The sequence below is a fragment of the Microcoleus sp. B4-C1 genome (assembly GCF_036705285.1).
In the GTDB taxonomy this organism is placed as follows: Bacteria; Cyanobacteriota; Cyanobacteriia; order Cyanobacteriales; family Microcoleaceae; genus Microcoleus.
This window is the reverse complement of sequence record NZ_JAUBUC010000056.1, coordinates 18,796-43,944: the sequence shown is the minus strand read 5'-3', so window position 1 is coordinate 43,944 and position 25,149 is coordinate 18,796. Positions and strand designations below refer to the sequence as shown.

Annotated in this window: 23 protein-coding genes and 6 pseudogenes; 16 read left to right on the top strand and 13 right to left on the bottom strand. The window is 44.8% G+C overall.

Annotated features, from left to right (window positions below; all coding sequences use genetic code 11):
- Positions 1-60 precede the first annotated feature (60 nt).
- Positions 61-228, bottom strand: a complete 168-nt coding sequence (locus QUB26_RS21055; protein WP_333319560.1) for a hypothetical protein — start codon at positions 226-228, stop codon at positions 61-63.
- A gap of 245 nt (positions 229-473) precedes the next feature.
- Positions 474-3,170, bottom strand: coding sequence for a DNA gyrase subunit A (gene gyrA, locus QUB26_RS21050; protein ID WP_333244254.1), 2,697 nt, complete (start codon positions 3,168-3,170; stop codon positions 474-476).
- Positions 3,171-3,566: 396 nt separating this feature from the next.
- On the opposite strand from gyrA, the gene QUB26_RS21045 reads away from it, so the two are divergent.
- The 4 genes from QUB26_RS21045 to QUB26_RS21030 all read left to right on the top strand — a co-directional run bounded on the left by QUB26_RS21045 (position 3,567) and on the right by QUB26_RS21030 (position 7,363).
- The gene (locus QUB26_RS21045; protein ID WP_333244251.1) at positions 3,567-4,490 is read left to right on the top strand and encodes a histone deacetylase; all 924 of its coding nucleotides are present in this window, start codon (positions 3,567-3,569) and stop codon (positions 4,488-4,490) included.
- 320 nt (positions 4,491-4,810) lie between these two features.
- Positions 4,811-4,999, top strand: a complete 189-nt coding sequence (locus QUB26_RS21040) for a hypothetical protein (protein WP_015175516.1) — start codon at positions 4,811-4,813, stop codon at positions 4,997-4,999.
- Positions 5,000-5,730: 731 nt separating this feature from the next.
- Complete coding sequence (locus tag QUB26_RS21035) at positions 5,731-6,753, top strand: ATP-binding cassette domain-containing protein (RefSeq protein ID WP_333319558.1); 1,023 nt, start codon at positions 5,731-5,733, stop codon at positions 6,751-6,753.
- A 226-nt stretch (positions 6,754-6,979) separates the two neighbouring features.
- Positions 6,980-7,363 (top strand): DUF433 domain-containing protein, encoded by a 384-nt coding sequence (locus tag QUB26_RS21030; RefSeq protein ID WP_333244245.1) that lies wholly within the window; start codon positions 6,980-6,982, stop codon positions 7,361-7,363.
- A gap of 32 nt (positions 7,364-7,395) precedes the next feature.
- Here the strand turns inward: QUB26_RS21030 and QUB26_RS21025 are convergent, their stop codons facing one another.
- Together QUB26_RS21025 and QUB26_RS21020 are read right to left on the bottom strand one after the other, a co-directional pair.
- Positions 7,396-7,983 carry a Uma2 family endonuclease gene (locus QUB26_RS21025; protein ID WP_333319556.1) on the bottom strand — a complete coding sequence of 196 codons (588 nt, stop codon included), beginning with the start codon at positions 7,981-7,983 and terminating at the stop codon, positions 7,396-7,398.
- A gap of 61 nt (positions 7,984-8,044) precedes the next feature.
- Positions 8,045-9,487: an NB-ARC domain-containing protein gene (locus QUB26_RS21020; RefSeq protein WP_333319553.1), complete on the bottom strand. Its 1,443-nt coding sequence runs from the start codon at positions 9,485-9,487 to the stop codon at positions 8,045-8,047.
- A gap of 556 nt (positions 9,488-10,043) precedes the next feature.
- Between QUB26_RS21020 and QUB26_RS21015 the strand changes: the two genes are divergently transcribed.
- A complete protein-coding gene (locus tag QUB26_RS21015; RefSeq protein ID WP_333319551.1) occupies positions 10,044-10,217 on the top strand; it encodes a hypothetical protein in 174 nt (57 codons plus the stop codon).
- 188 nt (positions 10,218-10,405) lie between these two features.
- Here the strand turns inward: QUB26_RS21015 and QUB26_RS21010 are convergent, their stop codons facing one another.
- The 4 genes from QUB26_RS21010 to QUB26_RS20995 form a co-directional block, all read right to left on the bottom strand.
- Positions 10,406-10,768: a type II toxin-antitoxin system PemK/MazF family toxin gene (locus QUB26_RS21010; protein ID WP_333319549.1), complete on the bottom strand. Its 363-nt coding sequence runs from the start codon at positions 10,766-10,768 to the stop codon at positions 10,406-10,408.
- Positions 10,758-11,237, bottom strand: coding sequence for a DUF433 domain-containing protein (locus QUB26_RS21005; protein ID WP_333319546.1), 480 nt, complete (start codon positions 11,235-11,237; stop codon positions 10,758-10,760). Before QUB26_RS21005 ends, QUB26_RS21010 begins: the two co-directional genes overlap by 11 nt.
- Positions 11,238-11,307: 70 nt before the next feature.
- Positions 11,308-11,730, bottom strand: coding sequence for a putative toxin-antitoxin system toxin component, PIN family (locus QUB26_RS21000; RefSeq protein WP_333319544.1), 423 nt, complete (start codon positions 11,728-11,730; stop codon positions 11,308-11,310).
- Positions 11,727-12,173: a hypothetical protein gene (locus QUB26_RS20995; protein WP_333319542.1), complete on the bottom strand. Its 447-nt coding sequence runs from the start codon at positions 12,171-12,173 to the stop codon at positions 11,727-11,729. Before QUB26_RS20995 ends, QUB26_RS21000 begins: the two co-directional genes overlap by 4 nt.
- Positions 12,174-12,317: 144 nt before the next feature.
- On the opposite strand from QUB26_RS20995, the gene QUB26_RS20990 reads away from it, so the two are divergent.
- The gene (locus tag QUB26_RS20990; protein WP_333319562.1) at positions 12,318-13,208 is read left to right on the top strand and encodes an ABC transporter permease; all 891 of its coding nucleotides are present in this window, start codon (positions 12,318-12,320) and stop codon (positions 13,206-13,208) included.
- A 350-nt stretch (positions 13,209-13,558) separates the two neighbouring features.
- A complete protein-coding gene (locus QUB26_RS20985) occupies positions 13,559-13,942 on the top strand; it encodes a hypothetical protein (protein WP_333244225.1) in 384 nt (127 codons plus the stop codon).
- 149 nt (positions 13,943-14,091) lie between these two features.
- Here QUB26_RS20985 and QUB26_RS20980 read toward each other — a convergent pair whose 3' ends face one another.
- Positions 14,092-15,450 (bottom strand): FAD-binding oxidoreductase, encoded by a 1,359-nt coding sequence (locus tag QUB26_RS20980; protein ID WP_333319540.1) that lies wholly within the window; start codon positions 15,448-15,450, stop codon positions 14,092-14,094.
- Positions 15,451-15,595: 145 nt separating this feature from the next.
- A complete protein-coding gene (locus QUB26_RS20975) occupies positions 15,596-16,345 on the bottom strand; it encodes a class I SAM-dependent methyltransferase (RefSeq protein ID WP_333319538.1) in 750 nt (249 codons plus the stop codon).
- Between the two features lie 604 nt (positions 16,346-16,949).
- On the opposite strand from QUB26_RS20975, the gene QUB26_RS20970 reads away from it, so the two are divergent.
- The 6 genes from QUB26_RS20970 to QUB26_RS20945 all read left to right on the top strand — a co-directional run bounded on the left by QUB26_RS20970 (position 16,950) and on the right by QUB26_RS20945 (position 22,820).
- Entirely contained in the window at positions 16,950-17,102 is a 153-nt protein-coding gene (locus QUB26_RS20970) for an adenylate/guanylate cyclase domain-containing protein (RefSeq protein ID WP_333054555.1), read from the top strand.
- Positions 17,103-17,351: 249 nt separating this feature from the next.
- Positions 17,352-18,764, top strand: coding sequence for an adenylate/guanylate cyclase domain-containing protein (locus QUB26_RS20965; RefSeq protein ID WP_333244217.1), 1,413 nt, complete (start codon positions 17,352-17,354; stop codon positions 18,762-18,764).
- Positions 18,765-18,979: 215 nt separating this feature from the next.
- Positions 18,980-20,284, top strand: coding sequence for an adenosylmethionine--8-amino-7-oxononanoate transaminase (gene bioA / locus QUB26_RS20960; RefSeq protein WP_333319536.1), 1,305 nt, complete (start codon positions 18,980-18,982; stop codon positions 20,282-20,284).
- A gap of 17 nt (positions 20,285-20,301) precedes the next feature.
- Positions 20,302-21,345: a biotin synthase BioB gene (bioB, locus tag QUB26_RS20955; RefSeq protein ID WP_333319534.1), complete on the top strand. Its 1,044-nt coding sequence runs from the start codon at positions 20,302-20,304 to the stop codon at positions 21,343-21,345.
- A 234-nt stretch (positions 21,346-21,579) separates the two neighbouring features.
- Positions 21,580-22,191: a class I SAM-dependent methyltransferase gene (locus QUB26_RS20950; protein WP_333244208.1), complete on the top strand. Its 612-nt coding sequence runs from the start codon at positions 21,580-21,582 to the stop codon at positions 22,189-22,191.
- Between the two features lie 188 nt (positions 22,192-22,379).
- Positions 22,380-22,820 carry a DUF6444 domain-containing protein gene (locus QUB26_RS20945; protein WP_333244205.1) on the top strand — a complete coding sequence of 147 codons (441 nt, stop codon included), beginning with the start codon at positions 22,380-22,382 and terminating at the stop codon, positions 22,818-22,820.
- A 2-nt stretch (positions 22,821-22,822) separates the two neighbouring features.
- Here QUB26_RS20945 and QUB26_RS20940 read toward each other — a convergent pair.
- Positions 22,823-23,033: pseudogene (locus QUB26_RS20940) on the bottom strand (hypothetical protein); the annotation flags it as partial.
- 54 nt (positions 23,034-23,087) lie between these two features.
- Between QUB26_RS20940 and QUB26_RS32075 the strand changes: the two are divergent.
- The 3 pseudogenes from QUB26_RS32075 to QUB26_RS20930 form a co-directional block, all read left to right on the top strand.
- Positions 23,088-23,174, top strand: a pseudogene (locus tag QUB26_RS32075) (hypothetical protein); the annotation flags it as partial.
- 9 nt (positions 23,175-23,183) lie between these two features.
- Positions 23,184-23,306: pseudogene (locus QUB26_RS20935) on the top strand (IS1 family transposase); the annotation flags it as partial.
- 70 nt (positions 23,307-23,376) lie between these two features.
- Positions 23,377-24,321, top strand: a pseudogene (locus QUB26_RS20930) (IS630 family transposase); the annotation flags it as partial.
- Between the two features lie 14 nt (positions 24,322-24,335).
- Here QUB26_RS20930 and QUB26_RS20925 read toward each other — a convergent pair.
- Together QUB26_RS20925 and QUB26_RS20920 are read right to left on the bottom strand one after the other, a co-directional pair.
- Positions 24,336-24,870, bottom strand: a pseudogene (locus QUB26_RS20925) (IS1 family transposase); the annotation flags it as partial.
- Positions 24,871-24,907: 37 nt separating this feature from the next.
- Positions 24,908-25,066: pseudogene (locus QUB26_RS20920) on the bottom strand (transposase family protein); the annotation flags it as partial.
- Positions 25,067-25,149 lie beyond the last annotated feature (83 nt).

Here is a 25,149-nt window from a genome sequence, read left to right as displayed (position 1 = left end):
AAAAGGACGGGCGGGACGCCCATCCCACTTTCAAGAGTGGAAGTTATTTAATTCTCATTCCTAAGAAGCATCAGGTTGAGCGCCTCTGACACCTGTTTTGGCGTAGCTACAGTTGACCAGCAGTCTCATTTTTATACCTTTAGCAATGCCCAATAAATTGATTAAGATGACGATAACTCCGTTGTCATCAGCATGATCTGGCCCGACGGCTGCCATTTCAATCCTCAATAGTCCGTTGTAGTAGTAGGATTTTGCTCGATCGTACTCCGGCTGTTTAATAATTTCTATATATTCATCCCAAGTCGCTGTAATCCAGGTATCGGTTAGTAGTTGAGGTTTGGAGTTGACTCATCATTACCTCACCGGAAAAAATCTTTGACTTTTGAGGGAAAACTTCAGAGTATGGACGATCGCATTTTTACCATTCAGCAGTAAGGTACGCAGCGCGCACCTTACAAACTATTAACCTAGGACTATTCTGCCACTTCCTCAGATTCCGATTCTTCCGCCGATTCTTCACCAGCAGCCGGCACTAAAGCCACAGCTACGATCGAATCATCCTCATCTAACCGCTGCACCCGCACACCCGTTGCTGTGCGCGATTGAGTAGAAATTGCACTCACCGCCTGACGGATAATAATACCTCGGTTGGTAATGATCATCAATTCGTCATCTTCGTTGACAATTCGCAGGGCTGCTACCTGATCCTTACCCTTTTTCGACTTAAATTTAGTAGCCGTCAATCCTTTGCCTGCCCGTCTTTGTAGGCGGAATTGAGAAACAGGAACCCGCTTGCCGTAGCCGTTGGTGGTGATTACCAACACCGAAGGAACTTCGCTGCTAACTGTCGAAATTTCTTCAACCTCTTCGCCTTCAATTTCCTCTGCTTGCAATTCTAATTCTTCATCTTCCGTTTCCAATTCAGCACTTTCTGCCCCTTCAAATTCCGCTTCGTCCGTTTCTAATTGAGCAATATTAGCTCCCTCAAATTCGGAGTCTTCAGTTTCCAATTCAGCAATTTCGGCAACTATTGAACTGGGCAAAATGTCCATGCTAATCAACTCATCGCCCGATCGCAATTTCATTGATTTTACACCCCGCGTCGCGCGGCCGACTGGGCGCAACTGTTCGTGATTAGTGCGGAAATGAATTGCCATGCCTTGGCGCGTACCGATGATGATGCTGTCACCAACTTTTGCTCTCCGCACCCAGCGCAGTTGGTCGCCTTCTTCTAGAGAAATGGCGATTAATCCATTAGTGCGGATGTTGCCAAAAGCTGAAAGTGCGGTTTTCTTGATGTAGCCGCCGCGAGTCAACATTACCAAGTATTCTTCGCTGGTGAATTCTGTGACTGAAACCATAGAAGTGATTTTTTCTTCTATAGGAATCGGCAGCAGTTGCACCACGGGAGTGCCGCGGGCTGTCCGGGAACAGACGGGGATTTGATAAGCTTTGACAGAGTAAACTACGCCCCTGTCGCTGAAGAACAAAACGCTATCGTGATCGCAGCAGGAAAGGAAATGTTCTACTCCATCGTCTTCTTTCATTTTCGCGCCTGCTTTGCCGCGAGTAGCGCGACTTTGGGCCTCGAAAGTGCTGACTGGCATCCGCTTGATGTAGCCTTGCTCGGTGATCAGAATAATTGCTTGTTCGTTGGCAATTAAATCTCTTTCATCGATTTCTCCTTCGGCGTGTTCGATGACGCTGCGCCTAGGAGTGGCGATTTTGGTTTGGATTTCGACTGCTTCAAATTCGGCGATTTCTAAGATGCGCTCCCGACGCGCTAAGATATCTTCCAAATCGGCGATTTTAGTTCGCAGTTCTTCGTGTTCTTGCTGGATCTTTTGCGCTTCTAATGCTGTCAAACGCCGTAACTGCATTTGCAGAATTGCGTCTGATTGCTGTTCCGAAAGACCGTAATTATCCATCAATTCTTGTTTCGCTGCTGCGGAGTCGGCTGCGGCGCGAATTAGGTGAATAATTGCATCTAAGTTGTCTAGGGCAATTAATAAGCCTTGCAGAAGGTGGTCGCGTTCTTCTGCTTTGCGGAGCTCGTATTGAGTCCGGCGAGTAATTGTCTCAATGCGGAAGTCTAGGAAGACATTGAGGAATTGGGAGAGCGTAAGTAGTTGGGGTTCCCCATTTACTAGCGCTAACATATTGGCTCCAAAGTTGGCTTGGAGGGGTGTTTGTTTATAGAGGTTGTTGAGGACGACGCGGGGATAGGCGTCGCGCTTGAGTTCGATCACGATCCGCATTCCGTCTCTATCGCTTTCGTCGCGAATGTCGGAAATACCATCTAATCTTTTGTCGTTGACAAGTTCGGCAATTTTCTCAATTAGGGCTGCCTTGTTTGTTTGGTAAGGCAATTCGGTGATAATAATTGCTTCTTTGTCGGGGCGGCCGGGATGTTCGATGGTTTCAATGCCGGCGACTCCGCGCATTGTAATCGAACCGCGCCCGGTGGTGTAAGCATCGCGAATGCCGCCTCTACCCAGAATTTGCCCTCCGGTGGGAAAGTCCGGGCCGGGGATGTACTGCATCAATTCCAGGTCAGTAATTGCTGGATTGTGAATTAGTGCTACTAAACCGTCAATTATTTCGCCTAAATTGTGGGGCGGAATGTTGGTGGCCATCCCTACAGCAATCCCGGAGGAACCGTTGAGCAAAATTTGGGGGATGCGTGCCGGGAGTACAAGGGGTTCTTGCTGGGAACCGTCGAAGTTGTCGCCGAAATCAACTGTTTCCGAGTCGATGTCGCGCAGCATGGAGTCGCTAGTCAAGGCTGTGAGGCGACATTCGGTGTACCGCATGGCAGCGGGCGGGTCGTTGTCAACGGAGCCGAAGTTGCCGTGGCCGTTGATCAGGCGTTCCCGCATGGAGAAATCCTGAGCCATCCGCACCAGGGCGTCGTAAACCGCTGTATCTCCGTGCGGGTGATACTTGCCCAGCACCTCCCCCACGACGCGGGCGCATTTGCGGAAAGGTCGATCGGGAGTCAAGCCCAATTCGTTCATGGCGTAGAGAATGCGTCGGTGAACGGGCTTGAGACCGTCCCTGGCATCTGGTAGCGCCCGACCGACTATTACGCTCATGGCGTATTCCAAGTACGATCGGGACATCTCATTACCCAGATCCGTCGGGATTATCCGCGACTCAGAGGTGCTCATAGGTTGAAAAACTCCGTTAAAAATTTAAATTTGACGGCTATAAATCTCAAAAATGCGATAAAATCGGTTTGGATTCAGTAGAGCTGCCAAATATTGCCAATTACTCCTGAAATTATATCACAATTTGCCTTGGAATTTATGGGAAAGTTGCCAGAAAAATTAAGGGACGAAACCAGCACAATTGATAATTTGTCAGTTGGTGATTTTGTCAGCAGTTGGCAAAAGCTAAAAAGGTTTTTTTAGGCGATCGGGTTTCATGCTTTCGTGAGTTTTTTTGACGGCCATCTAAGAAATTAAAATGGTTACTCGATCGAAATTTTAATTTCACAAAACCGAAGGCCTTCTTAAAGCTAACTAAAAATCTAAAATCTAAAATCTAAAATCTAAAATCAGCCGATGCTACCCGTCATCTACTCCGAAGATTTCTTGCTGCACAAGACTGGAATGCTTCACCCAGAGCGACCAGAACGTTTAACGGCGATCGTCAACGCTCTGAAAGCTGCTCCTTGGGCGGATCAAATTGAGTGGCAACTGCCCACCCCAGTGGCGCAGCGCGAACAACAACTGTTATCGGCTATCAAAAAAGTTCACTCGCAAAGATACATCAAAGAAATCGAACATTTGGCTCATCGGGGAGGCGGCTACCTCGACGGTGATACGCCGATTTCTGCTGAAAGTTACGACGTAGCGCTGCTGGCGACGAGTGCTTGGCTCGATGGGGTCGATCGAGTGGTGGTTGCGGGGGAACCGGCTTTTGTGCTGGCCAGGCCGCCGGGACACCACGCTGAAAACGCCCGCGCGATGGGTTTTTGCTTGTTTTCCAATGCTGCGATCGCCGCTCACTACGCCCTGGAACAGCCGGGAATCAACCGCGTCGCCGTCCTTGACTGGGACGTGCACCACGGCAACGGCACTCAATCTTTGGTGGAAAGCTGCCGGCAAATTGGCTACTGTTCCCTGCATCAATCTCCTTGCTATCCGGGAACGGGAGATGCCGAGGAGCGAGGTGCCTACGACAACGTGCTGAACATTCCCCTCTATCCTGGCAGTGGCATTGCTGAATACCTGAGCGCCTTTGAATCTCTTGTCGTGCCTTTTTTGTCCAAATTTGAACCGGATTTGTTGATTGTCAGCGCTGGTTATGACGCTACTGCGTCCGATCCACTGGCGAGTATGACTCTGGCGCCGTCAGATTACGGTACTTTCACCGGATACTGCTTGCAAATCACCCGCCGCATCGCCTTTGGTTTGGAGGGGGGTTACGCGCTCAAAGAGTTGGCCGAGTCGGTTGTGGCGACTATTGACCGATGCCTCAATTAGCTGGAAAATTGGAAGATGGAAAAATGAGGTTGAGAAGCCATGAGGACGGGATGGAGATTTTTTGAGGGCGATCGGGCTTGATGGTCTTTTTCCCTCTTCCTTCTGACTTCTGACTTTTTCCCTCTGACTTTAGTGACAAGCATCACCAATTTAAGAGATCCAAGTCACTGCCGATCCAAGTCTCGGTCACAGATTTTTAACCAAAAAATCACACTGTGTCAATGTTTTCGATCGCCTTTGAAGTCGCTCCCAGAGTGCATAATACAAATACAACAAGCCTGTTAAAATTTTATCTGTCTCAATCAAGTAGGAGGTTTATCATGTCAGTATCCCAAATGACACTCGAAGAGTTATTTGGTCAGGTCATGTTCTCCAGTGTCGTGACTCGCCACGACCGGAGACAGCTCAGATCGGCACTCTTAGAAAGAACATTGAATGAAGATGAGTATGCCATCATCAACCGACTGCTGTACAACGTTCGCCGCGGTTGGGTAAAAATTGTCGATTAAAGACCTGGCAACCACTCTCTGTAAAGGAGTTAATACCATTTTCGATTGTCGATTTTCGATTTTCGATTAAAGAATTGGTGATGACTGATAACTATCGGGATTGAGCTCACGAGCCTACAGTTACATTTTTTGGGAACTCGTTACAAGGAGAACTTGCCAATTCGGGAAGTTTTTTGTGTTTAATAGTTGGCTCGAAAGTGTGATGTGTTTGACCAGTGTGTTAATTATCAAAATCTCGCTACACATCAGCCTATAGGTAGAGATAATTATAAAATAACAGGTTTCGGGTGCATCTCTACTTGTTGAACAATTGTGAGTTTTGAGTTGTTAACTGCAAAGTTAGAATTAACTCAAAACTCATAATTTTTTGGATTTGATATCATGTCCGATCGATTGACCGCGATTAAAGGCCAGGGCGGGTTTACAGATTTTCCCGTTTCTATTCAATATCTTGGCTCACGGGCCCCTACAGGAATCATGGTTAATTGACCGGACATGATTTGAGATGGGAGATTAAATAGTGGGAAAACTGATGAATATCAGGGTTGGGAACCGCTATAAAGCTGAGATTTTTTAAACGGATATTAAAAATCAAAACTATAAGCAGTTTCCGGTTGAGGAGGATTGTGCGATCGTTACAAGCACACCGAGTCGTATAGGTCGATCGACCATTCCGGCAATTTGAGCTCAGAAGTGTCAAAATATTAACAACCAGTTCATCCCCAAAATATATGGCTCCCGCCGTTTTAATTGAAAATCTTCAGAAACGCTACGGCACTGTAGAAGCCGTTAAAGATGTTTCCTTCAAGGTAGAACCGGGGGAAATATTTGGTTTGCTAGGCCCCAACGGCGCAGGCAAAACCACAACCCTGCGGGTACTTTGTACTTTGAGTGCGCCCGATAGCGGACGCATTGAAGTGTCTGGCATTTCTGCTGTCAGTCAGCCGAGAATTGCCAGACAAAGACTAGGCTATGTCGCCCAAGAAGTTGCTCTTGATAAGGTGCTGACGGGGCGGGAACTCCTGCAACTGCAAGCAGCGCTTTACCATTTGCCGCGCAATACGATTAAAGGGCGGATTGACGAAATGGTGAAACTCCTCGGTTTGGAGGAGTGGGAAAATAAAAAGACGGGTACTTATTCCGGCGGTATCCGCAAACGCCTTGACTTAGCTGCTGGGTTGCTTCACCAGCCGGATGTTTTGGTGTTAGACGAACCGACTGTCGGGCTCGATATTGAAAGCCGGGTGGTGGTGTGGGATTTCCTGCGGCGCTTGCGGGAGGAAGGTACGACGGTTTTGATTACCAGCCATTATCTCGAAGAAGTTGATGCTTTGGCCGATCGCGTGGCGATTATTGACAAGGGTACAGTAATTGCTGAGGGTACGCCGGAGGAGTTGAAAAATCGGGTTGGGGGCGATCGGGTGACTTTGCGGATTCGGGAGTTTTCGCCGATGGAAGAAGCCGAAAAAGCTAAAACTCTGATGCAATCTTTGCCTTTCGTGCAGGAAGTAATTGTCAATACGGCTCAAGGAAATTCTCTCAATTTAGTAGTAACACCGCAAAGCGATGCGCTGGTGACTATTCAGCAAGCTTTGAAAGATGCGGGATTGCCTACTTTTGGGATTGCTCAATCTCGGCCGAGTTTGGATGATGTGTATTTGGCTGCGACTGGTAAGACGCTGTTGGATGCGGAGTTGGCTGCTGCTAGCAACCGCGATTTGAAGGCGGAGCAAAAACAGGCGATGCGATCGTAGTTTGAGGGAAGGGAAAAGTTCGTCAGAAACAGGCAAGATGCCTGTTCCACAAAGAGTGAATTTTCTTGTGGAACAGGCAAGATGCCTGTTCATAAACCAGTATTCCGGCGGTTTCAATCGCATCTGCACACACGAAGTCTGCCTTCGCAGACAAGCGAGATAAGTTAGCTATAATGTTAAGAGTGAATCGAAAAAATACTATAGTGATTTTGGGGGATATTAATAAATGAATCTTGTTTTGGAAGTTGAAGCGCCTCCTTTCCGAGAAGATGCAACAGGTGCTATTCGGGTGGGAAACTCAAGAGTTTTGCTGGAATTGGTGATTCGAGCTTTTCAGGATGGTGCGTCGCCGGAATCTATTGTGCAGCGTTATTCAACTGTGTCATTGTCTGATGTCTATAGTGCGATCGGCTATTATCTCCGACACCAAGAAGCAGTAGAAGCTTATCTCAATTATCGCGAGCAATTAGCCGATTCCGTGCGTCAGCGTTTGTTGGATATTCAACCGGATCTGAGCGTTGTGCGATCGCGCTTGTTAGCCCAAAAAATCTTGAGTATTTCGGCGGTTGAAACCGCGTCTACACAAACGAAGTCTGCCTTCGCAGACTAAGAGATAAACCGATATTTAAGCTGGATTTAATATCATACATCCAATACTTGCTCTGCTGTCAATGCTAATTCTGGGAAAGTTCGGGATATAATGCGATCGCTCCCTCGGAAAGCAGTCATTTGATAAACTTCATTTTCATCAAGCAGATAAACAAAAACAGTCGGTTCTTTCGGGTTTCCCAAATAGTTTCTGCTTCCCAAAGCTAAATAATCGACAATCCAGTATTCAGAAATTCCCAGCCGCTGATATTCATCCAGCTTGTCGATATAATCATCTTCCCAATTTGTCGAGACAACTTCTACTGCTAATTGTGGAGGTTCAGTTAGTGCTGAATAGGCGAAGGGCTGCGATTCCCAGAGGGTTTTGTCTACTACTGTCACATCAGGATGGCGGCCTTGTTCTTTACGATCTGCGGTTAATGTCCTGACTACAATTCTACCAGATATTCTGTAATTAAGGTTGAGTCGTTTTACTTCGTCGTAGAACGTATTTTCAATAAAATCAGCTACATTTTCGTGGAGTCTGATTGTTGGTAAGATTTTGACAATTTCTCCATTAACCAGTTCATAGCGTCCGTCTTCATCTGGAAGTTGCTTGATGAATCGATCGAAAGTGAGCATTATTTTAGGTTGGGTAGGAGTTGCGATCGTGGTCTTATCTCATTTAGCGAGATATTTAAGACTATTCTGCCACCATTTTAACATACTGTTTTAACACAGGTGCAATCGTGAAAACAGTTTCAGTTTCACCGCTCAATTTTTCGATCATTCCCCGTCGGTCTAAAGATTGAATTGCTTGACATAATTCGCGCTGCGAACCTTGACATTTTGCCATGAATTGGGGAAAGGAAACTGGTTCTATTTCATTACTAAGTTGCGAAATCGCCTGTTTTTCTATTCCCGACAACCGCTGATAGTGCTGCTGCAATATCGGTGTCAATTCGTCACCTAAAAAGACTGGTTGATAACTTAAATATTGAGATACTCTACCGCTAAATAAGTTGTTAATGGTTTGAGCGACTAATTTTAACCATAGGGGATTACTTTGATAAAGGTTAATCAATTCAGGCCAGGTTTCTTCATCCAATAAACCTTTTTCTCTAAGAATTTCTGTTGCGGCTTCACCTAAACCGGTTAACTGCAATAAACGTACTGCTGAATTATCGTCGGTGAATGTGAGGATGTCTGAGGGTGGTTCCCAACTATTGAGAATTAAGCAGCTATTGTGGGGAATTTCGCCGATAAGTTTAAATAAGGTTCCGTAGTTTTCATATCCGGGTTTATAATGTCCTGCAAGTTGCCCGCTACTGAGAATTTGCTGCACGTCATCGAGGAGGATGAGACAGCGATTTTCGCGCAATGTTTCTATTAGGATTGACAATTGAGCATCGGGGTTGGCGGGGAAAACCCCCTCTTCACCCCCCCTTGGTAAGGGGGGGTTGGGGGGGTGTTGATTTGAGAGAAATTGAATGAGGGTTTTGAGGGTTGTTTCAAGGGGTGGGGAGGTGCGGAGACTGCGCCAGATGATGCGATCGAATTGAGTTTGAATTTGGGGGATGAGGTTACGGGCGATCGCACTTTTGCCGGTGCCTGCCATGCCTGTGATGGTGAGGAGGCGGCAGTTTTGGTGTGCGATCGAGTTTTCGAGGGCGGTGAGGGGTGAGTTGGGGCGATCGTAGAATGTTCTGATCTCCGGTGCATCTCTTAAATCAAGTCGCGGTTTTTGTTGGGTGTCGTCTTGATTCGAGGTTTGTGTTGGGGGTGAGTGTTGTGGAGTTTTTGGAGGGTGTGAGGTTTCTGTACAGAAGTTATTGATGTTACTTTTTTGTACAATATTAAAGTTTACGAAATTAGAGGATTGAGAAATTTCATACCTTTCCATTGTTGCTCGAAAGTTAGTTTTTTTAAGTTTTTTATCAGTTAGTCTGTCTCTGAATAGTCTGAATAACTTGGAAGCTACTTTTTTAATGTGAGTCTCGCTACAGTTGGAAGCTTTTGCTATCTCCAAGTATTTCTTGCGTTCCCAAATACCTCGGAGCGTATCTTTTTGAATGTCATCCAAATATTTTCCTGTTTTGTCCACCGCTAGTTCATCCGCTAATTTCAATACTTCTTGAACGTCCATAGGTCATGCAGATGTTAATGTTGTAGCCATTATCCCACTTTTTCCTACTTTTTACTACTTTTTACTACCACATCGCTACTTAAAATATTTTTATCCTAACAAAAAAGGTTTTAAAATGAATACCCAAAGATACTTTTTATAGTAGGCAATAATAAAAAATATTAATATAATTTTCTACAAGCCTTTTAAGGAAATACCTAACTTTAGGTAGAGGCTTAAAACGCCAAATGCCATTATTAGCAAATCAAACGTGAAAAATATGTTCAGAACATCTTGGCTAAATACACTAATGTCTTCAGCAGTCTGCGCGTTAGTAGCAACTAGCGCGATCGGTGAAGCTGCTTTCGCTCAAATAAGACCAGAAGACTTACCACTACTACCAGGACAAAGACGAGTTACCTACAAAATTTCTGATATAAACCCGTCGGATGCAGAGCGCTTTTGTAAAAGGACGTATGATCAAAATACATCTTTTCGCATCGAGCCTGAGAGTGACCGTGTTTTGTGTTTGAGACGGGCATCTACTGGACAAACTCAATTCGGTGTACAAGGCGGAATGCAGGGACCAGTGCCGAATGGAAGCGTTACACTAAATCGAACCATCAATGACCCTGATTGGAAAACTGAGCCTCATCATCTCAATGAGGTTTGTGAAAATAAGCATCCGGGCAAGGGTACTTGGGTGGGCGATGGAGGACGTTCTTGTTACGATAGCTACCGGACATTCTAGACTCAATATCCACAATCTGCGTTGCCTAAAAGGTACGGACAAAAATTAGGGGAAGAAGGCGATTTTGCAAAGCAGCTTCGCCTTTCTTTAGTCAAATTTTCAGTTATCGATCGCCGATTCTATCCCTCTACCGCAGTGAAGAGCGATCGCCCTTACCTAAACTAAGTGCGATCGCCCTTAATCAGTAACTACTGATACTCTACTACAGCCGCGATCGCCCTGGCAATTTCCTCCATATCAGTAGTCGAAAGTTCTCCTATTTTACGAATGAATCTTTGTACATCCATACCCCGTAATTGCAACAGGTCCACTGCCGAAACTTTCGTTAAACCATTAGCAATATCTGGGTCAATCTTAATGTGCCAGATATTACCAGCATAATATTCTTTCCAATCTGTGATAGGTGCAGCCAATTTCAGTGGTAACTTGCCAACACTATCAGAACTTACCACTACAGACGGACGGACTTTTTTGATTTCTGCTCCCACAGTTGGGTCAAAATTAGCAAACCAAATATCACCTCGTTTAGGAAAAAGAGAGTTAGTAGTCAATTAAATCTCCTGCTTCTAATTCTTGCCATTCTCTATCTTCCTGATAATGTTGCAACATTACCTCAGCTTGTTTTGCTAGAATCTTTCGCCTCTCTTCTAGCGGCAATTGCATAAATTCTCGGCGGCTGGGAGAGTTGGCTATTGTTGGTATTTCTAAAGCTATATCTGTCGGCTGCTTTGGAATCTGACGATCGCAAATCAAGGCTTCTATTCGATCGGCTTCTGCTTCTTCCGCTGCAATATCAGCATCAATTTCCTCTCGGTTAGCATGATAATAAGTCAAAGCTGCATAAACTTGGGTGAGAGTTAAATGCCCGATGCGATCGGCAATTTCTTCTGCACTCAAACTTTGCTTGTACCAAATAGCAATGCGCCGGACTGTAACACCCGTTCCGGCAATAATTGGACAGCCACCATGTATGTCAGGCTGACGGCTAATTAAAGTTCCTATATCGGTGATAGTTGACAAGATTTTTTCCTCCCTATTCCGATCGCTCTTTTATCTAGGATAGCACTGTCACAGCAAGAGCGATCGCCTCCTAATTTTCTGGAAAATAGCGCTCCAAAAACTCCCTAGCTGTAACAATAGGAATCCCCTCATATTCCTGCAACACTAACAAATCAAGATCGCCCGTAACAATTGCATCGGCACCAGCAGCCATCGCACTTCCTAAAATCATATTGTCATTAGCATCTCGTAACTCAGGGACGTTGATAGTGGAAATCGGATAAATCTCCACTAACTCTCGTGTTCCGCTCATTAAACCATTAACGGTAAAACTCAAAGACTGTAATCTCGCCTGGAGTTTTTGTTTGTTCAAAGTATTCTCTAATTCTGCTAGTATTGGTTCAGAAGCACAAATTATGAGTTGACGAGTTCGAGCTAATCTGAATAAACGAGCTGGGATACCTCCCCACAGCCAGCCGGACACAAAGATATTAGTATCCACTACAATTTTCATTGGTGCGACTCTATTTCAGAACGTTTCTCGCGACGCACTTCCCGCACAAGTTCGCAAATTTCTTCCATTGTTAACTCATCAGGATCTGGACTCGCTGCTTCTATTCGCCGTTCCCATTCCTCCCAGTCAAAACCTGTTACCTTTGTCAGGGGATTAGGATCGGGTTGCAAAGACTCTCTACGCCGCCGCAGTTCCTCCCAGTCGAAACCTGCTACTTTCTGAAAAACAATACTATCCCCTGTCACTGTAACTGCATATCGATCCCCAGGCTTCAGTTGAGCTTCAATCTCAGCGGGAATTTCTAACTTACCGTCGGGGTTGACAGGAACAGTAATATTTGATTTCAGAATGTATTCTCGCAGGTGTTCAACAACTCTATCTTGCAGAGTTTCCGGCAGAGATTCCATAATTTCGACCAAAGTGGCGATCGCCCTTGATGACATAGCTTTATCCTCCTAGTAAATCAAGTTTTTATTTAGCATATTTGATGAGCTTATTCTCAATTTTAGAGCGATCGCCCGCCCAACACCACCAATACCTCCAGACTTGCTACTGTAAAGATAGTGAGATTTAATCAACAAGCAATTATGAGCGGTACTGTTACATCCCCCAACAACCTCAACCCGCAGCGGCCACTCTCCACAGCCTCCGCTGACACTTCCACTTCCCTGCTGGGCGACTTCATCCAAGAAACACTCGCCTTAACCAAGCGCCTGTTTATTCAATTGCAGCGCCGCCCCTCGACGCTAGTTGCAGGCATTATTCAGCCCCTGATGTGGTTGGTTTTGTTCGGAGCTCTGTTTGAAAATGCACCCGCAGGCTTGTTCGGCGAAAGCCAGAATTACGGACAATTTCTCGGCGCTGGTGTAATCGTTTTTACAGCATTTGCCGGGGCGCTGAATGCTGGTTTGCCGATTATGTTCGATCGCGAGTTCGGATTTCTCAACCGCTTGTTAGTCGCGCCGTTGGCTTCGAGATTTTCGATCGTCCTGGCTTCGGCTATTTTTATCGTCACCCTCAGCTTTATCCAAACCGGCACAATCGTTACAGCAGGCGCGTTTTTGGGCGCGGGATTCCCCGGAATTGCCGGACTAGGGGCGATCGCCCTAATAGTCCTGCTATTAGTTTTGGGCGTCACCGGCTTGAGTCTGGGTTTAGCCTTCGCTCTTCCCGGTCACGTAGAATTAATAGCGGTAATTTTTGTTACTAACCTGCCGCTGTTATTTGCCAGCACAGCCCTCGCGCCGCTGTCATTTATGCCAGAGTGGCTGCAAGTTGTGGTGACTCTCAATCCTCTGAGTTATGCGATCGAACCCATCCGCTACCTGTACCTGCACAGCGATTGGTCGCTAGCGAGTGTCGTGATGCAGGCTCCTTGGGGTACTGTCACCTTTGGAGGAGCGCTATTAGTGCTGCTGGCGTTTGATTTGGTGGCGCTGCTGAGCATTCAACCCCTGCTGCGGCGCCGGTTTGCTTAGGGCGATCGTTTCACCTGCACCGTCAATTCTAGGATGCCTTTCGTCCTGTCAACTTAAGCTAAAACCGATAGTCCGTCAGGGGTTGAAACAACAGCCTCCAAGCCAAAGTCCTCTTGCATAGGACTAATGACTTCTTCAGTCCTCTTTCAGAGGACTTTCGCTATGAGACAGGGAATTCATTCCCTGGCGGACTCTTGGGTAAGCGAGAGGACTGGCGGACTAAAAGCTTAAGTTGACACGACGAAAGGCATTGCCCTGTCCTTAGCCCCAGCGAAGTAATATAATATTTAGTCACAAGTCAGAATATTGTTTAGATAGAATTGTTTTTTTGAAGATTCAACTAATAAATTATGAACCCCAAAACTTCCAAATCCGGCAAATTGATGATTGGGATTGCTGCAAGCGCGATCGCATCCTGTGCTCTGTTCTCGCCTCAAGCAAGCTTCGCTCAAGCCAGCGGTTTAAATAATGCCCAACCGCTGCAAGACTTTCAAACTCAAGACAATACCGACCCCTTTTCCGGCCGCAGCAGCGGAAGCGGAATATTTGATTTAATTCACAGATCCAAATTGGGCGGCGGTCGCAGCATGGAAGAATTTAATAGCGAACAGCGCCAAAATTTGAACGATGCGGCCGCCGAATTTCGGAACAAACAGCGCCTACTACTGGAAAAGCAAGCAGTACCTACACCAGGGGCGATCGCACCTACAGAAATTACCGCCCCTGTCCCTTAAATTGATTTCTTAGTCCGCGAAGGCGGACTTCGTTTGTCTAGCAGCGGTTTCAACCGCCAAGTTTTAATCTTTATTTATTAGTCCGCGAAGGCGGACTTCGTTTGTCTAGCAGCGGTTTCAACCGCCGAACGATCTAAAAACCATCCCCCTTAATCCCGTTCCAACCACGCCCGCATTTTACCCGGATTAAGCAAACCGTAAGGATCGACCAACTCTTTAAACTGCAACTGTTCCACATTAATACTTTTCATCCCTCCATCTTCCAATATATAAGTGTGAGGATTAGCAATCAGCGCGCCTTGCTCTTCATGATAGCGAATAATTTCATTGAGCCGTGATTCCGTAGTGTAGCGAACTATTTGCAAAGCCGCAGCGATCGCCCTGCCATTCATCCGCAAAAACTCCAAGTGCATCATCACCTCATCCCCATAAAAATTATACAGTTCCTCAATCAATTTCAAACCTTTATCTGCGGGAAAAAGCGTCTGCAAATAAGTCAGAGACGGGTCAGCGCTGCGTGCGTGGAGAGTTGTATGATTCCAAGTAAATTCAGCAATTGCTGCACCTTTGCTCGCTGCTTGCGCGTTTTTTTGATAGCAAATTGTGCCGCCATATTCGCGCACCAAATCTTGCAGCGGTTCCAGACAAGATTCAGCTACCATTAACAAAGCGCAGTGCTTACCTTCAGGAATCTCCTCGCGGAAAGCAGCAAAATAAGCAGGAATCGGCCAAGCACAAACACAAATTAGTTTTTTGATAATCCCGTCAGCATCGCCCAAAGCTTGACCGAAGTTAGCCGATGTCATAAAATCGTCAAAAGCGACGATGATTTCCGCCCAAGCATAAGCAGGGGCGAGGGGAATTTCTAACTCAGTAATAATCCCATTTGTGCCGTAAGCGTGATTGACTTTTTGCACTTCATCGCCGCGCAATTCGATGACGCGGGGCTCGTCTTCCATTGTAACTACTCGAACGGCATGAAGATTTCCCCGATCGCGCAATTGCCCGTAAGTTATCGAACCAATTCCCCCGCTACCGCCGCCGATAAATCCCCCAATCGTTGCGGTGCGATAGGTTGAGGGAACCATCCGCAATTCCCAACCAGTTTCTCGCGCTTGTTTGTCGAAAACCGACATTTTCACCCCTGGTTCTACGCAAGCTAAACCCGGTTTTATCCAGCGGATACTGTTCATTTTGCTGGTATCTAAAATGACGCCGCCCTTGAGGGGAATACACTGCCCGTAATTGCCCGTTCCTGCACCTCTAACAGTTAGCGGAATTTTGAATTTGACGCAGGCCGCAGCAATCCGCAAAACATCGGCTTCGCTGGCGGGACGAACTACTAAATCTCCTGTTTTATCACTTAAGAGAGGTTGCAAAACAGGACTGAAGTGATAGTAGTCTTGAGATAGCTTGACAACTTGCGCGCGATCGCTAATTATTTCAATTCCCGATAGTTCCGAAGAAAAAGCATCCCAGTCAATACTTTGAATCGCAGTTGCAGTCATTTTGTTTACTCCATCCTGGGAGTATTATATATTTTCTCAAGCCGAACTTAGTAACATAAAATACTAACTGCAATCTTTCTTTAAGCATTAAGGTGCGTCCAGGCGCACCCTACACATAGAAGTTCTGCCTCCCGGACTGCTTTTTTCAATGAAAAAATCCCCCAAACACTGCCATACCGTAGTATTTCCAAGGCACTGCAACAGTGTCAAATCTAGCTTTTACCAGCATTTCCAACTGTGCCGAAAGTGTAGCTAGGCGATCGGGATTAGAATACCCGTAAGAGACACTCGTCCCCACATTTGCCCGAATTTGTGCTAACGTTTCCCCTTGATTTCGCGCCCAATCTTCTCGCGCCGCTTGATAAATATCTTTCATTGCTGCTGATTCTGCTAAAAGAGGATCGGCATTCCAAAAACAGCCACCAGCATTTAAACTTTCGCGAATCCGTTGAAACAATTTTAACTTCATTTCGTCCTCAAGATGGTGAATTGCCAGAGATGAAATGCAAGCATTGAATTTATCGCCCAAGCCTGAGAAATTTGGATTGTTCGCCCATTCTCCAAAATCCATTTCTATGCCAGTCCACCGGGCTGCGTATCCTGCATACTCTATTTTGGCGCGGGCAAAATCAAGCATTCGCGGCGAGTAATCGACAGCCACTATTTCCGCAGACGGGTAGCGTTGGAGAACTTTTAAAGTGAGTTCACCCGTACCGCAGCCGAGTTCTAAAATGCGGTGGTTTGTGTTAGCAATGCAGTCGGCTAATACATCCAGCATTTCGTCATACTTAGGTAAAAGTCGCCGAATGCCTGTATCAAAATTTGCAGTATTGACGAAAACTTCTCCCGGAAAAATTTCGTTGTTAGTAGGTGAGACAGTAGAGTCAGAATTCACGATCGTCAACCATAGACTACAATTGCTATCCTAACTGAAATAGAGCAAAAAGTGCGTGAAGTAGGGACAAGCCACTGCCCTGTCCTTACCCGATCATCTGTACTTCACTCAACACAAAACCGCTATATAGTTATGCGTATTTTTACGGATAAGCCAAACACTCGTGGTAAACAATAATTAACCGAAAGCATCCACGATACCCGCCACGTGATTCATCTGTCCAGAAATAAAAAACCTGTATCCGATGAAACTTGCCCCCGAATTTATCCGTGGGGTCAATGCTTCAATTCTTTAATCTAAAATCTAAAATCTAAAATCTAAAATCTAAAATCGATTGACCCTCGGTTGCACTCAGAGAGTCTTGCTTTACCCCGGACGCCAGCAAAACACTCTGAACAAGCAGTGTTATGTTAGTAGTGCATAAATTGAAATAAAGATTAAACCTCAGACTTGAGGATACCATGCGCCAATTGATTTCTCGCAGTCGGGCTGCCATCAGCCAATTAGTTTACAAACAAATTCTCCTTGCTTTGACAATTTTATTTGGTGTCGGCGTAGGGATAGCGATGGCAAGTATGTCTGAGCTTTCCTCCATCCTAACGGGATTGCAGGCGCGATTCAAGTCACACAATCAACTTACGATATCTTGCAAAATAAGTATCTGTTTGAAAACAGAGGAATTATTCACATCAAAGGCAAGGGCTATATGAATACTTATCTGCTTGCAGGCAGGCTAGTCAGCGCCGTTTCGGTTTAATTTGTTTATTATATTATGAAGGGGTCTGCTAGTTAGTCGAGAGCGATCAGTCATTAGTCAGCAGCAAGCAGCCAAGAACTAACAGTTAGTCGCTGCTGACTGCTGACGGCGGACTATTACAGGAATTACACAGGGGATGTGAGAACCCGGTTTTTGCGCGGTTGCTTCGTTGACAACCCAAAATTGATTACCAGAAACCCGGTTTTTTTCCTATGTCCTACATTAGCCATTTGCCAAATAGTAAATTTTATGCCCTTGTCAATTTTATCATTCTTGAAATTTTTCCAATCTCGCTTGTCTAGGCAAATAGCTTTGTGGGTATTTGCTAGCATTCTTGTCATAGAAGGAATTATTTTAGTTCCCTCTTATTTTCGGCGAGAAAATGAACTTTTAAGCCAACTGGAACAGGTATCTCGGGCAACTGTTGATTCCCTAGAGTTTGTGCTCCAACAAGATATTTCCGATCGCACTTTATTGCAAGAAGAAGTAAAAAATATTACTAAGGATTCTCAAGTAGTCTTAGGACTATCTATTTACCAAGCTAACGGTGAACTAATATATACACTTGGCGAACCCCCAGAAATCAGTTTAGAGCAACTAAAAGAATCTCGTATAGTTCACAATCACAATTTCGATGGCAAGAGGTACGATATTGCTTGGACGGAGCGACATTTGGGAGGCGATTACATCTTAATTGTTCGCCACGATGCTTCCACAGTCCAGCCGGAACTCTACGCATTTATCGGACGGATTGCTGTTCTAGTCATCATTATATCAGCCTTTGTCACTTCTGTGACTATGTTGTTTTTAGGGCTGACAGTAATTTCACCTATCTTGAGATTGCGCGATGACTTGATCGCTGCTGGAGACGCTTTGAGCAAAGATCGAGAACAACCTGATTTCTACTCTCTGTCTGTCAAGCGGGATGACGAGTTGGGAGAACTCATGGTCGCCTTCAATCAAATGTTTCACCGAGTATACCAGGAAATTGCACAGCGGAAACAAGCTGAGGAAGTATTGCGCGCCGAACAAGAAAAGTCGGAACGTTTATTACTAAATATATTACCAGTAATGATTGCCGATCGCCTAAAACAAGGTCAGATAAATATTGCGGACGGATTTGCCGAAGTTACGGTTTTGTTTGCTGATATTGTGGGCTTTACCGAAATATCTTCGCGCACATCTCCTGAAGAATTAGTCGAGTTGCTTAACAAAATATTTTCATCTTTCGATCGCTTAAGCGAACAATACGGCTTAGAAAAAATTAAGACGATCGGCGACAATTATATGGTAGCAGGCGGTTTGCCGCTTCCCTGTACAAATCACGCCGAATCTATTGCCGAAATGGCCCTGGAAATGCAGCAAGAAATTATGAAATTCCGCGACGAATGCGGTAAACCTCTCAATATCCGCATTGGCATTAATACTGGGCCTGTTGTAGCAGGTGTCATCGGCACTAAAAAGTTTATTTACGATTTGTGGGGAGATGCTGTGAATACAGCAAGCCGCATGGAATCTCAGGGACTTCCGGGTAAAATTCAAGTTAGCAACTCAACTTATGAATTGCTGTGCGATAAGTATTTGTTGGAAAAGCGCGGTAAAATTAATGTTAAAGGCAAAGGAGCTATGACAACTTATTTGCTGAAAGGTCGAAAATTGTAACTGACAATTTTAACCATCGCCCGGGAATAAGTGAGATGGCGGCAGACGTTACAGCGCAGCCGCCCTCGACACCAAACTAGATTTTTTTTGAACGAACCGCGAAGACGCTAAGGACACGTAGGAAGAGAAGAAGAAAGAATCAAAAATAAAAAGTTCATAAGGTCGTTATTATTGCTATATTAAAAGGCAGGTTAATATTAGTAATCGGGGCAAAAATGACTGCGAATCAGGAACAGAATTCTTCAAATTCACCGATTTGGCAGCCCTTCACGCAAATGAAAACGGCTGCCCCGCCACTGAAGGTAATTCGCGGCAAAGGAGCGGTGCTGGAATTAGCAGACGGGCGGCAAATTCTCGACTGCATTTCTAGTTGGTGGGTGACTGTTCACGGGCACAGCCATCCGGTTCTCGCTGAGGCTCTTTACGAACAAGCCCAAAAGTTAGAACACGTAATTTTTGCGGGGTTTACTCACGAACCTGCCGAGAAACTTGCCAATAAATTGCTAACTCATACGCCTGCTTCTTTAACGCGGATTTTCTTTTCTGATAACGGCTCGACTGCTGTTGAAGTTGCTCTGAAAATGGCATTTCAATATTGGCAAAATATCGGAGAAACTAATCGCACTAGCTTTATTAGTTTTGAGGGAGGTTATCACGGCGATACTGTGGGCGCGATGTCGGCTGGCAGAAGTTCGCTGTGGTGGGAATCTTTTGCACCTTTAATGTTTGCTGGGGATGTTGTTCCTTTTCCGGCAACTTTTGACGGCGATGAGGAGGTGGAAAGCAAGGAGGCCGCGAGTTTAGAGAAATTGGAGTTTTTGTTAAAGCAGGGCGGCTATGCGGGAATTTTTATCGAACCTTTGGTGCAAGGTTCTGGGGGGATGCGAATGTGCCGCCCTGAGTTTTTGCAGGCGATCGCACAACTTGCCCGCCAGTTTAATGTATTGTTGATTTACGATGAAGTAATGACGGGTTTTGGGCGCACGGGCAAACTGTTTGCCTCGGTTAAATCTGCAACTTCACCGGATATCCTGTGTTTGTCTAAAGGATTATCTGGTGGCTGTTTGCCAATTGCTGTCACAATGGCGTCGGAGGATATTTATCAAGCTTTCTGGCGAGATGAATGGGACAAAGCTTTTTTTCACGGTCATTCTTACACCGGAAATCCCTTAGCTTGTGCGGTGAGTGTAGCATCCTTGGAGCTTTTGGAGCAAAACCCAAATGTGTATCAAGGGATGGAAAAACTCCACCACAAATCCCTGAATCAATGGCTGAGAAATCATCCTAAACTCGAACGGATTCGGACTTGTGGCACCATCGTAGCAATGGATGTGAAAACGGAAAGCATTTCCGGTTATTTTAATGACATTGCTCCTGTATTGAAAGCCAGATTTCTCGAAGCGGGGTTTTTGCTCCGCCCCTTGGGAAATACGCTTTACTTGATGCCTCCCTACTGCATTTCTCCTGATGAACTAGAATCGATTTATCGGGTGATTCGTCAGGTTTTGGATACTCTGTAAACCCTTTAATTTTAGTAATGAATTTACCCAATTGGAACGATTTGGCTGACGACGCGCTGGCGGGCAAATGTCTCTCTCGCGAGCAATCTTTAGCCGTATTGCGCGCACCGGATGAGGTTTTGCTGGAACAACTAAACGCAGCTTATCGGGTGCGCCGCCACTACTGGGGAAACCGAGTCAGGCTGCACTATTTGTTAAATGCTCAAAGTGGCCTTTGTCCTGAAGATTGCCATTATTGTTCTCAGTCAAAAATTTCGACTGCGGAAATTGAGAAATATCCGCTTTTAGCTAAGGAGAAAATTCTGGATGCCGCCCAACGCGCAGCAGATTTAAAAGCTGGTACGTTTTGTTTGGTGATTTCGGGCCGCCAACCTAACGCATCTACTTTCGATCGCGTTTTGGATGCTGTCGAGACTGTGAAGGCAAATTATAACCTAAAAATTTGCGCTTGTTTGGGATTGTTGAGCGAGGAGCAAACTCACCGGCTGGCTAAAGCTGGAGTCGATCGCGTAAATCACAATCTCAATACTTCCGAATCATATCACACGGACATTTGCACCACTCACACTTTTGGCGATCGGGTGGAAACCGTCGAACACGTAAAAGCAGCGGGAATCACAACTTGTTCCGGCGGAATTTTGGGGATGGGCGAATCGGATGATGATGCGATCGATTTAGCGCTTTCGCTTCGCAAGTTGGGCGTTACTAGCGTGCCAGTTAACTTTTTCATTCCGATTCCCGGCACACCATTTGCAGATGTGAACAGGTTAACTCCCCGCCAATGTTTGCGAATTCTCTGTTTGTTCCGATTTTTGCTTCCCAGTCAAGAAATTCGGATTGCTGGGGGACGAGAAGTGCATTTGCGATCGCTGCAACCTCTCGGACTCTACCCTGCTAATTCTATCTTTGTTGGCGATTATCTGACAACTCCCGGACAAGCTGCCCATCAAGATTGGGACATGATTCAAGATGCGGGATTTGCGATCGAATCCCCCGAAGGTTCTCTCTTAGAGGTTGATTCAGCAGTTACCAAATCTGAACAAAAAACCCTGGTTGTTTAACTCTTATACCAGTTTTCAATCAGATGAAATAGAGTAGGACACGGCAGTGCCGTGTTCCTACCCAATATCTCTATTTCACGTTTACACATGGGCAAGAGAAACCGGGTTTCTGAGGTAGCAAATGGGTAAGCCGTAAGTTCTTAAATTGTAGCCAGAAACCCGGTTTCTACGGTTTACATTCTTCAATCTAAAATCTAAAATCTAAAATCTAAAATAATACAAGAGGGGGAAATTGTGGACAAACGCGAAGAAATTACTATCGCAGAATACCAGCTAACTGCCGAATCTTTCCGAGAAGGAACTTGGCATCACGACGTATCCCAAAATCGATCCGCATTGACCGCTGCTATGCCCCGCAATCCCGGTAAAATTCTCGATATAGGATGCGGGCCGGGACGAGACTTAGTAGCCTTCAAAAGCCAAGGACACACAGTTGTAGGCTTAGATGCAACTCCAGCTTTTGTAGAAATAGCAAAAGAGTTGTCAGGATGCGAAGTTTGGCAACAATCTTTTCTGAATCTCGACTTGCCAGAGGCAGAATTTGACGGTATTTTTGCCAATGCTTCCCTAATTCACGTTCCCAGGGACGAGATGGTAAAAGTGCTGCAAAATTTGCACAAAGCCTTAGTTGTTAGCGGTGCAATTGTCATGTCAATGTGCCGGGGAAATTGGGAGGGATACGACGAGAGACCAACGGGAAAACGCTATACAGCCGGATGGGAATATCATACTTTAGCGCCTTGTTTAGAACAAACAGGATTTGCAATTGTCGATCGCTACTATCGCCCCCCCGGCTTACCCCGCGAAGCTCAATCTTGGGTAGTAATAGTGGGCAAAAAACTCTAACGTAAATGGGAAATTGCCAATCTTTCCCCTCTCTTCCTCTGCGCCCTCTGCGGTTAAATAAAAAAACTCATTCACCAATACTTCGGACAGTTTTTTAACTGCCCTGTAAGCCTTATGGAAAAAGCCCTGCCATTTGTAAGGATTCAGGTCAAAAAAACTTAAGTGGCGGCATCTGGTAAAATAAACGGATGAAAAAGCCCGCACCCACGAGAGAGCAGAAAAAAACCGAAATCGAGCAGTTGAGCCAAGCTAAACTGGTAGAAATGGTACTGGGGCTGCAAAAAATTATTGAAGAATTGCAAGAAAAACTAGCCATTGCTACGGGCAAAAGTCGAACCAGCAGTCAGACTTCATCAAAACCCCCATCAACGGATCTACTCCAAAAACCAGAGAAACCAACAGTTAAACCAGAAGCAGACCAAAAAAAGAAACCAGGTGGACAACCAGGTCATCAGGGAAAAACCCGAAAAGGGTTTGGACGAGTAGACAGAACCGAAATTAGCTCACCGGAAATCTGCCTCAATTGTGGCAGTCAAGAATTAAGTGAAGTAATTAACATCCACTCTCAGCAAGTAGCAAGTCTAGGGCGTCGGTTCAGTATTAGGAGTGGACAAAAAAAGACTTTATGAAATTAGCCAGTGCATGAGTTCGACTTTATGCCTGGTGTAATTGGTCGAACCTTATCCATTCGAGCAATGACATGAAGATTATGAACAACAGGGACTCGCCGTAGTGAGAAGAGATTTTTCCGCAGTCAAATATAGCGAGCACGGTTAAGAAAGCCAATGACCAATAGGAGCCAGAGAGTGTTCAACTGTAGTACGTTTTCTCGGTAGTGCCCTGAAGGAAAGGATCAGAGTACGTTATGATTAGAGAAGTGTTTGCCATAGCGTGATATGACATTAGAAATTAATTGTTGCCCTAATTGTGGTGCGGAAGAAGTTAGTCGAAACGGTCAAAGTCGGCATCATAAACAAAATTATAAATGCCGAACTATTCGACAACGAGTGTCTCGATTGGTAAGAAAGAGCTTAGCCTTATCTAAAAAATTAGAAAATCATATTGCTGCCATTTGGCGCTTTGTGCATCATTACAATGCTAATTTACAAGTCTAAACCCCTACTTTCTTTGAATTCAGTTTAATTCTCTTGATGCTTTCCTTCACGGCACTACCCAGTAAACAAAGTATCTTATTGGTGTATAAAGGGAGATCCCGACAATTTAGAAAGTCTAATAGATGAGAGGATGAAGGGAAATCACAAAAAAGCCACAGATAAATATATAGAAATATTATTAGAGACTATAGAAAAAGACCCTCAAGAATTAGGATATAATTTTGGACGATGGACAGCGCAGAGATTAGCAACATACTTAGAGGAATCCACAGGAATAAAATTAAGTGGAGGACAAGTTCGGAGGATATTAAAGAAAAAAAAGTATGTTTACATCTGGGCTAAGTATAGCCTAGAGTCCAAGAGAAATCCTGAAAAAAGAACAGCGTTTAAAATAAAGATAGCCGAATATTTAAAAATAGAAAAAGAATCGCCAGAACGATTACAGGTATGGTTTTGGGACGAGAGTGGATTTAGTTTAAGAGTCACCCGAAGAAAGAACTGGTGTAAAAAAGGCAGCCGAAAAAAGGTTCGAGGAGACAGAAGAAAAGGCAGAGTTAATGTAATGGGAGGAGTGAGGAATTCGGATAAAAAAAGGTGGGTAGAGTTCCTCAAAAAAGGCAATTCATATAATTTTTATCAAGTGCTAAAACTCTTTTATGAAGAGCTAATCAATGAATGGGTATCAGCAGGGAATCAAGCCTCAGAATTTGCTGAAAAAGGAGCGAAAATAGTGATTATTCTTGATAATGCTAGTTTTCATAAGAAAGAAGAGTACCTGAAAATAATTGAAACAGAAATGCCTAACCTTCATTTAGAATTTCTCCCCGAATACAGCCCCGACTATAACTTAATTGAATTAGTATGGCATTCGGCAAAAGAATATATTGCCAATCGACTTTTTACATCTATTGAAGAGCTAGAGTATTTATTGCACCGCCTCTTAAATGAAGGGCAATTAATAATTAAATGGGGTCGCAAAATTAAAAATAAGGGTAATGCTTGTATCACAGTTTAAATGTGCAACAGCTTATAAGTCTTACTGATAATCTGATCCTCATCAGGAATAAACATGGGATATACAGACCATCCATCAGTTACATAAAAGTAGCAGTTCCATGCACTTACTTGGTTCCATAATGGTTCAAATGTCTTAGCACGCACGATCCCCTAATACCCATCCTAAAATTCCTGGTCGAAAGTGGTCAACCGCTGTCCACAACCAGATTTTGTCTGTTTTTTTTTTACATAAGTTTGTAATTCATCGAGCTCACCAACTTCTGGAATGACTTCAGGGTCATAAACCTCTGGTAACAGTTTTCCGACTTGTTTTACCCAATTTATTACCGTGGTATGATGAACTCCCTTAACTCGTTCTATCGCCCGTAAACCCATACCATTGACGTACATTTTTAGGCAATCACGTTTGATGCTCTCGCTATAACCAAGGGTGGGATTCATACTGATTAATGAATTGACGACCACATTGGACACAAATGTGATTCTGTTTTCCTTTCTTCTTGCCGTTTTGGCGGATATGGGTTGATTTACATTCTGGGCATTGCATAAATTATTCCTCCTATTCATACTCTAACTCAGCAACGCCAACTTTCAATATCCACCCATGTATCAGCACCGCCAATCACGGCACAAATTGAGATGGTGATAATATCAATTAATTGATGATGTCTCGTCCGCTCAATTCTTGGATCTTCTAAGTCGGAAAAATGGTCGGCGATGGTGATTTTAGGTTTGAGTTTCATAAAGGGTAAACTCTAATTAAATGTTTTGTAGGTACTCAATAATTATTCTCCAATATACCAGATTATGTTAACATAAAGTTGAG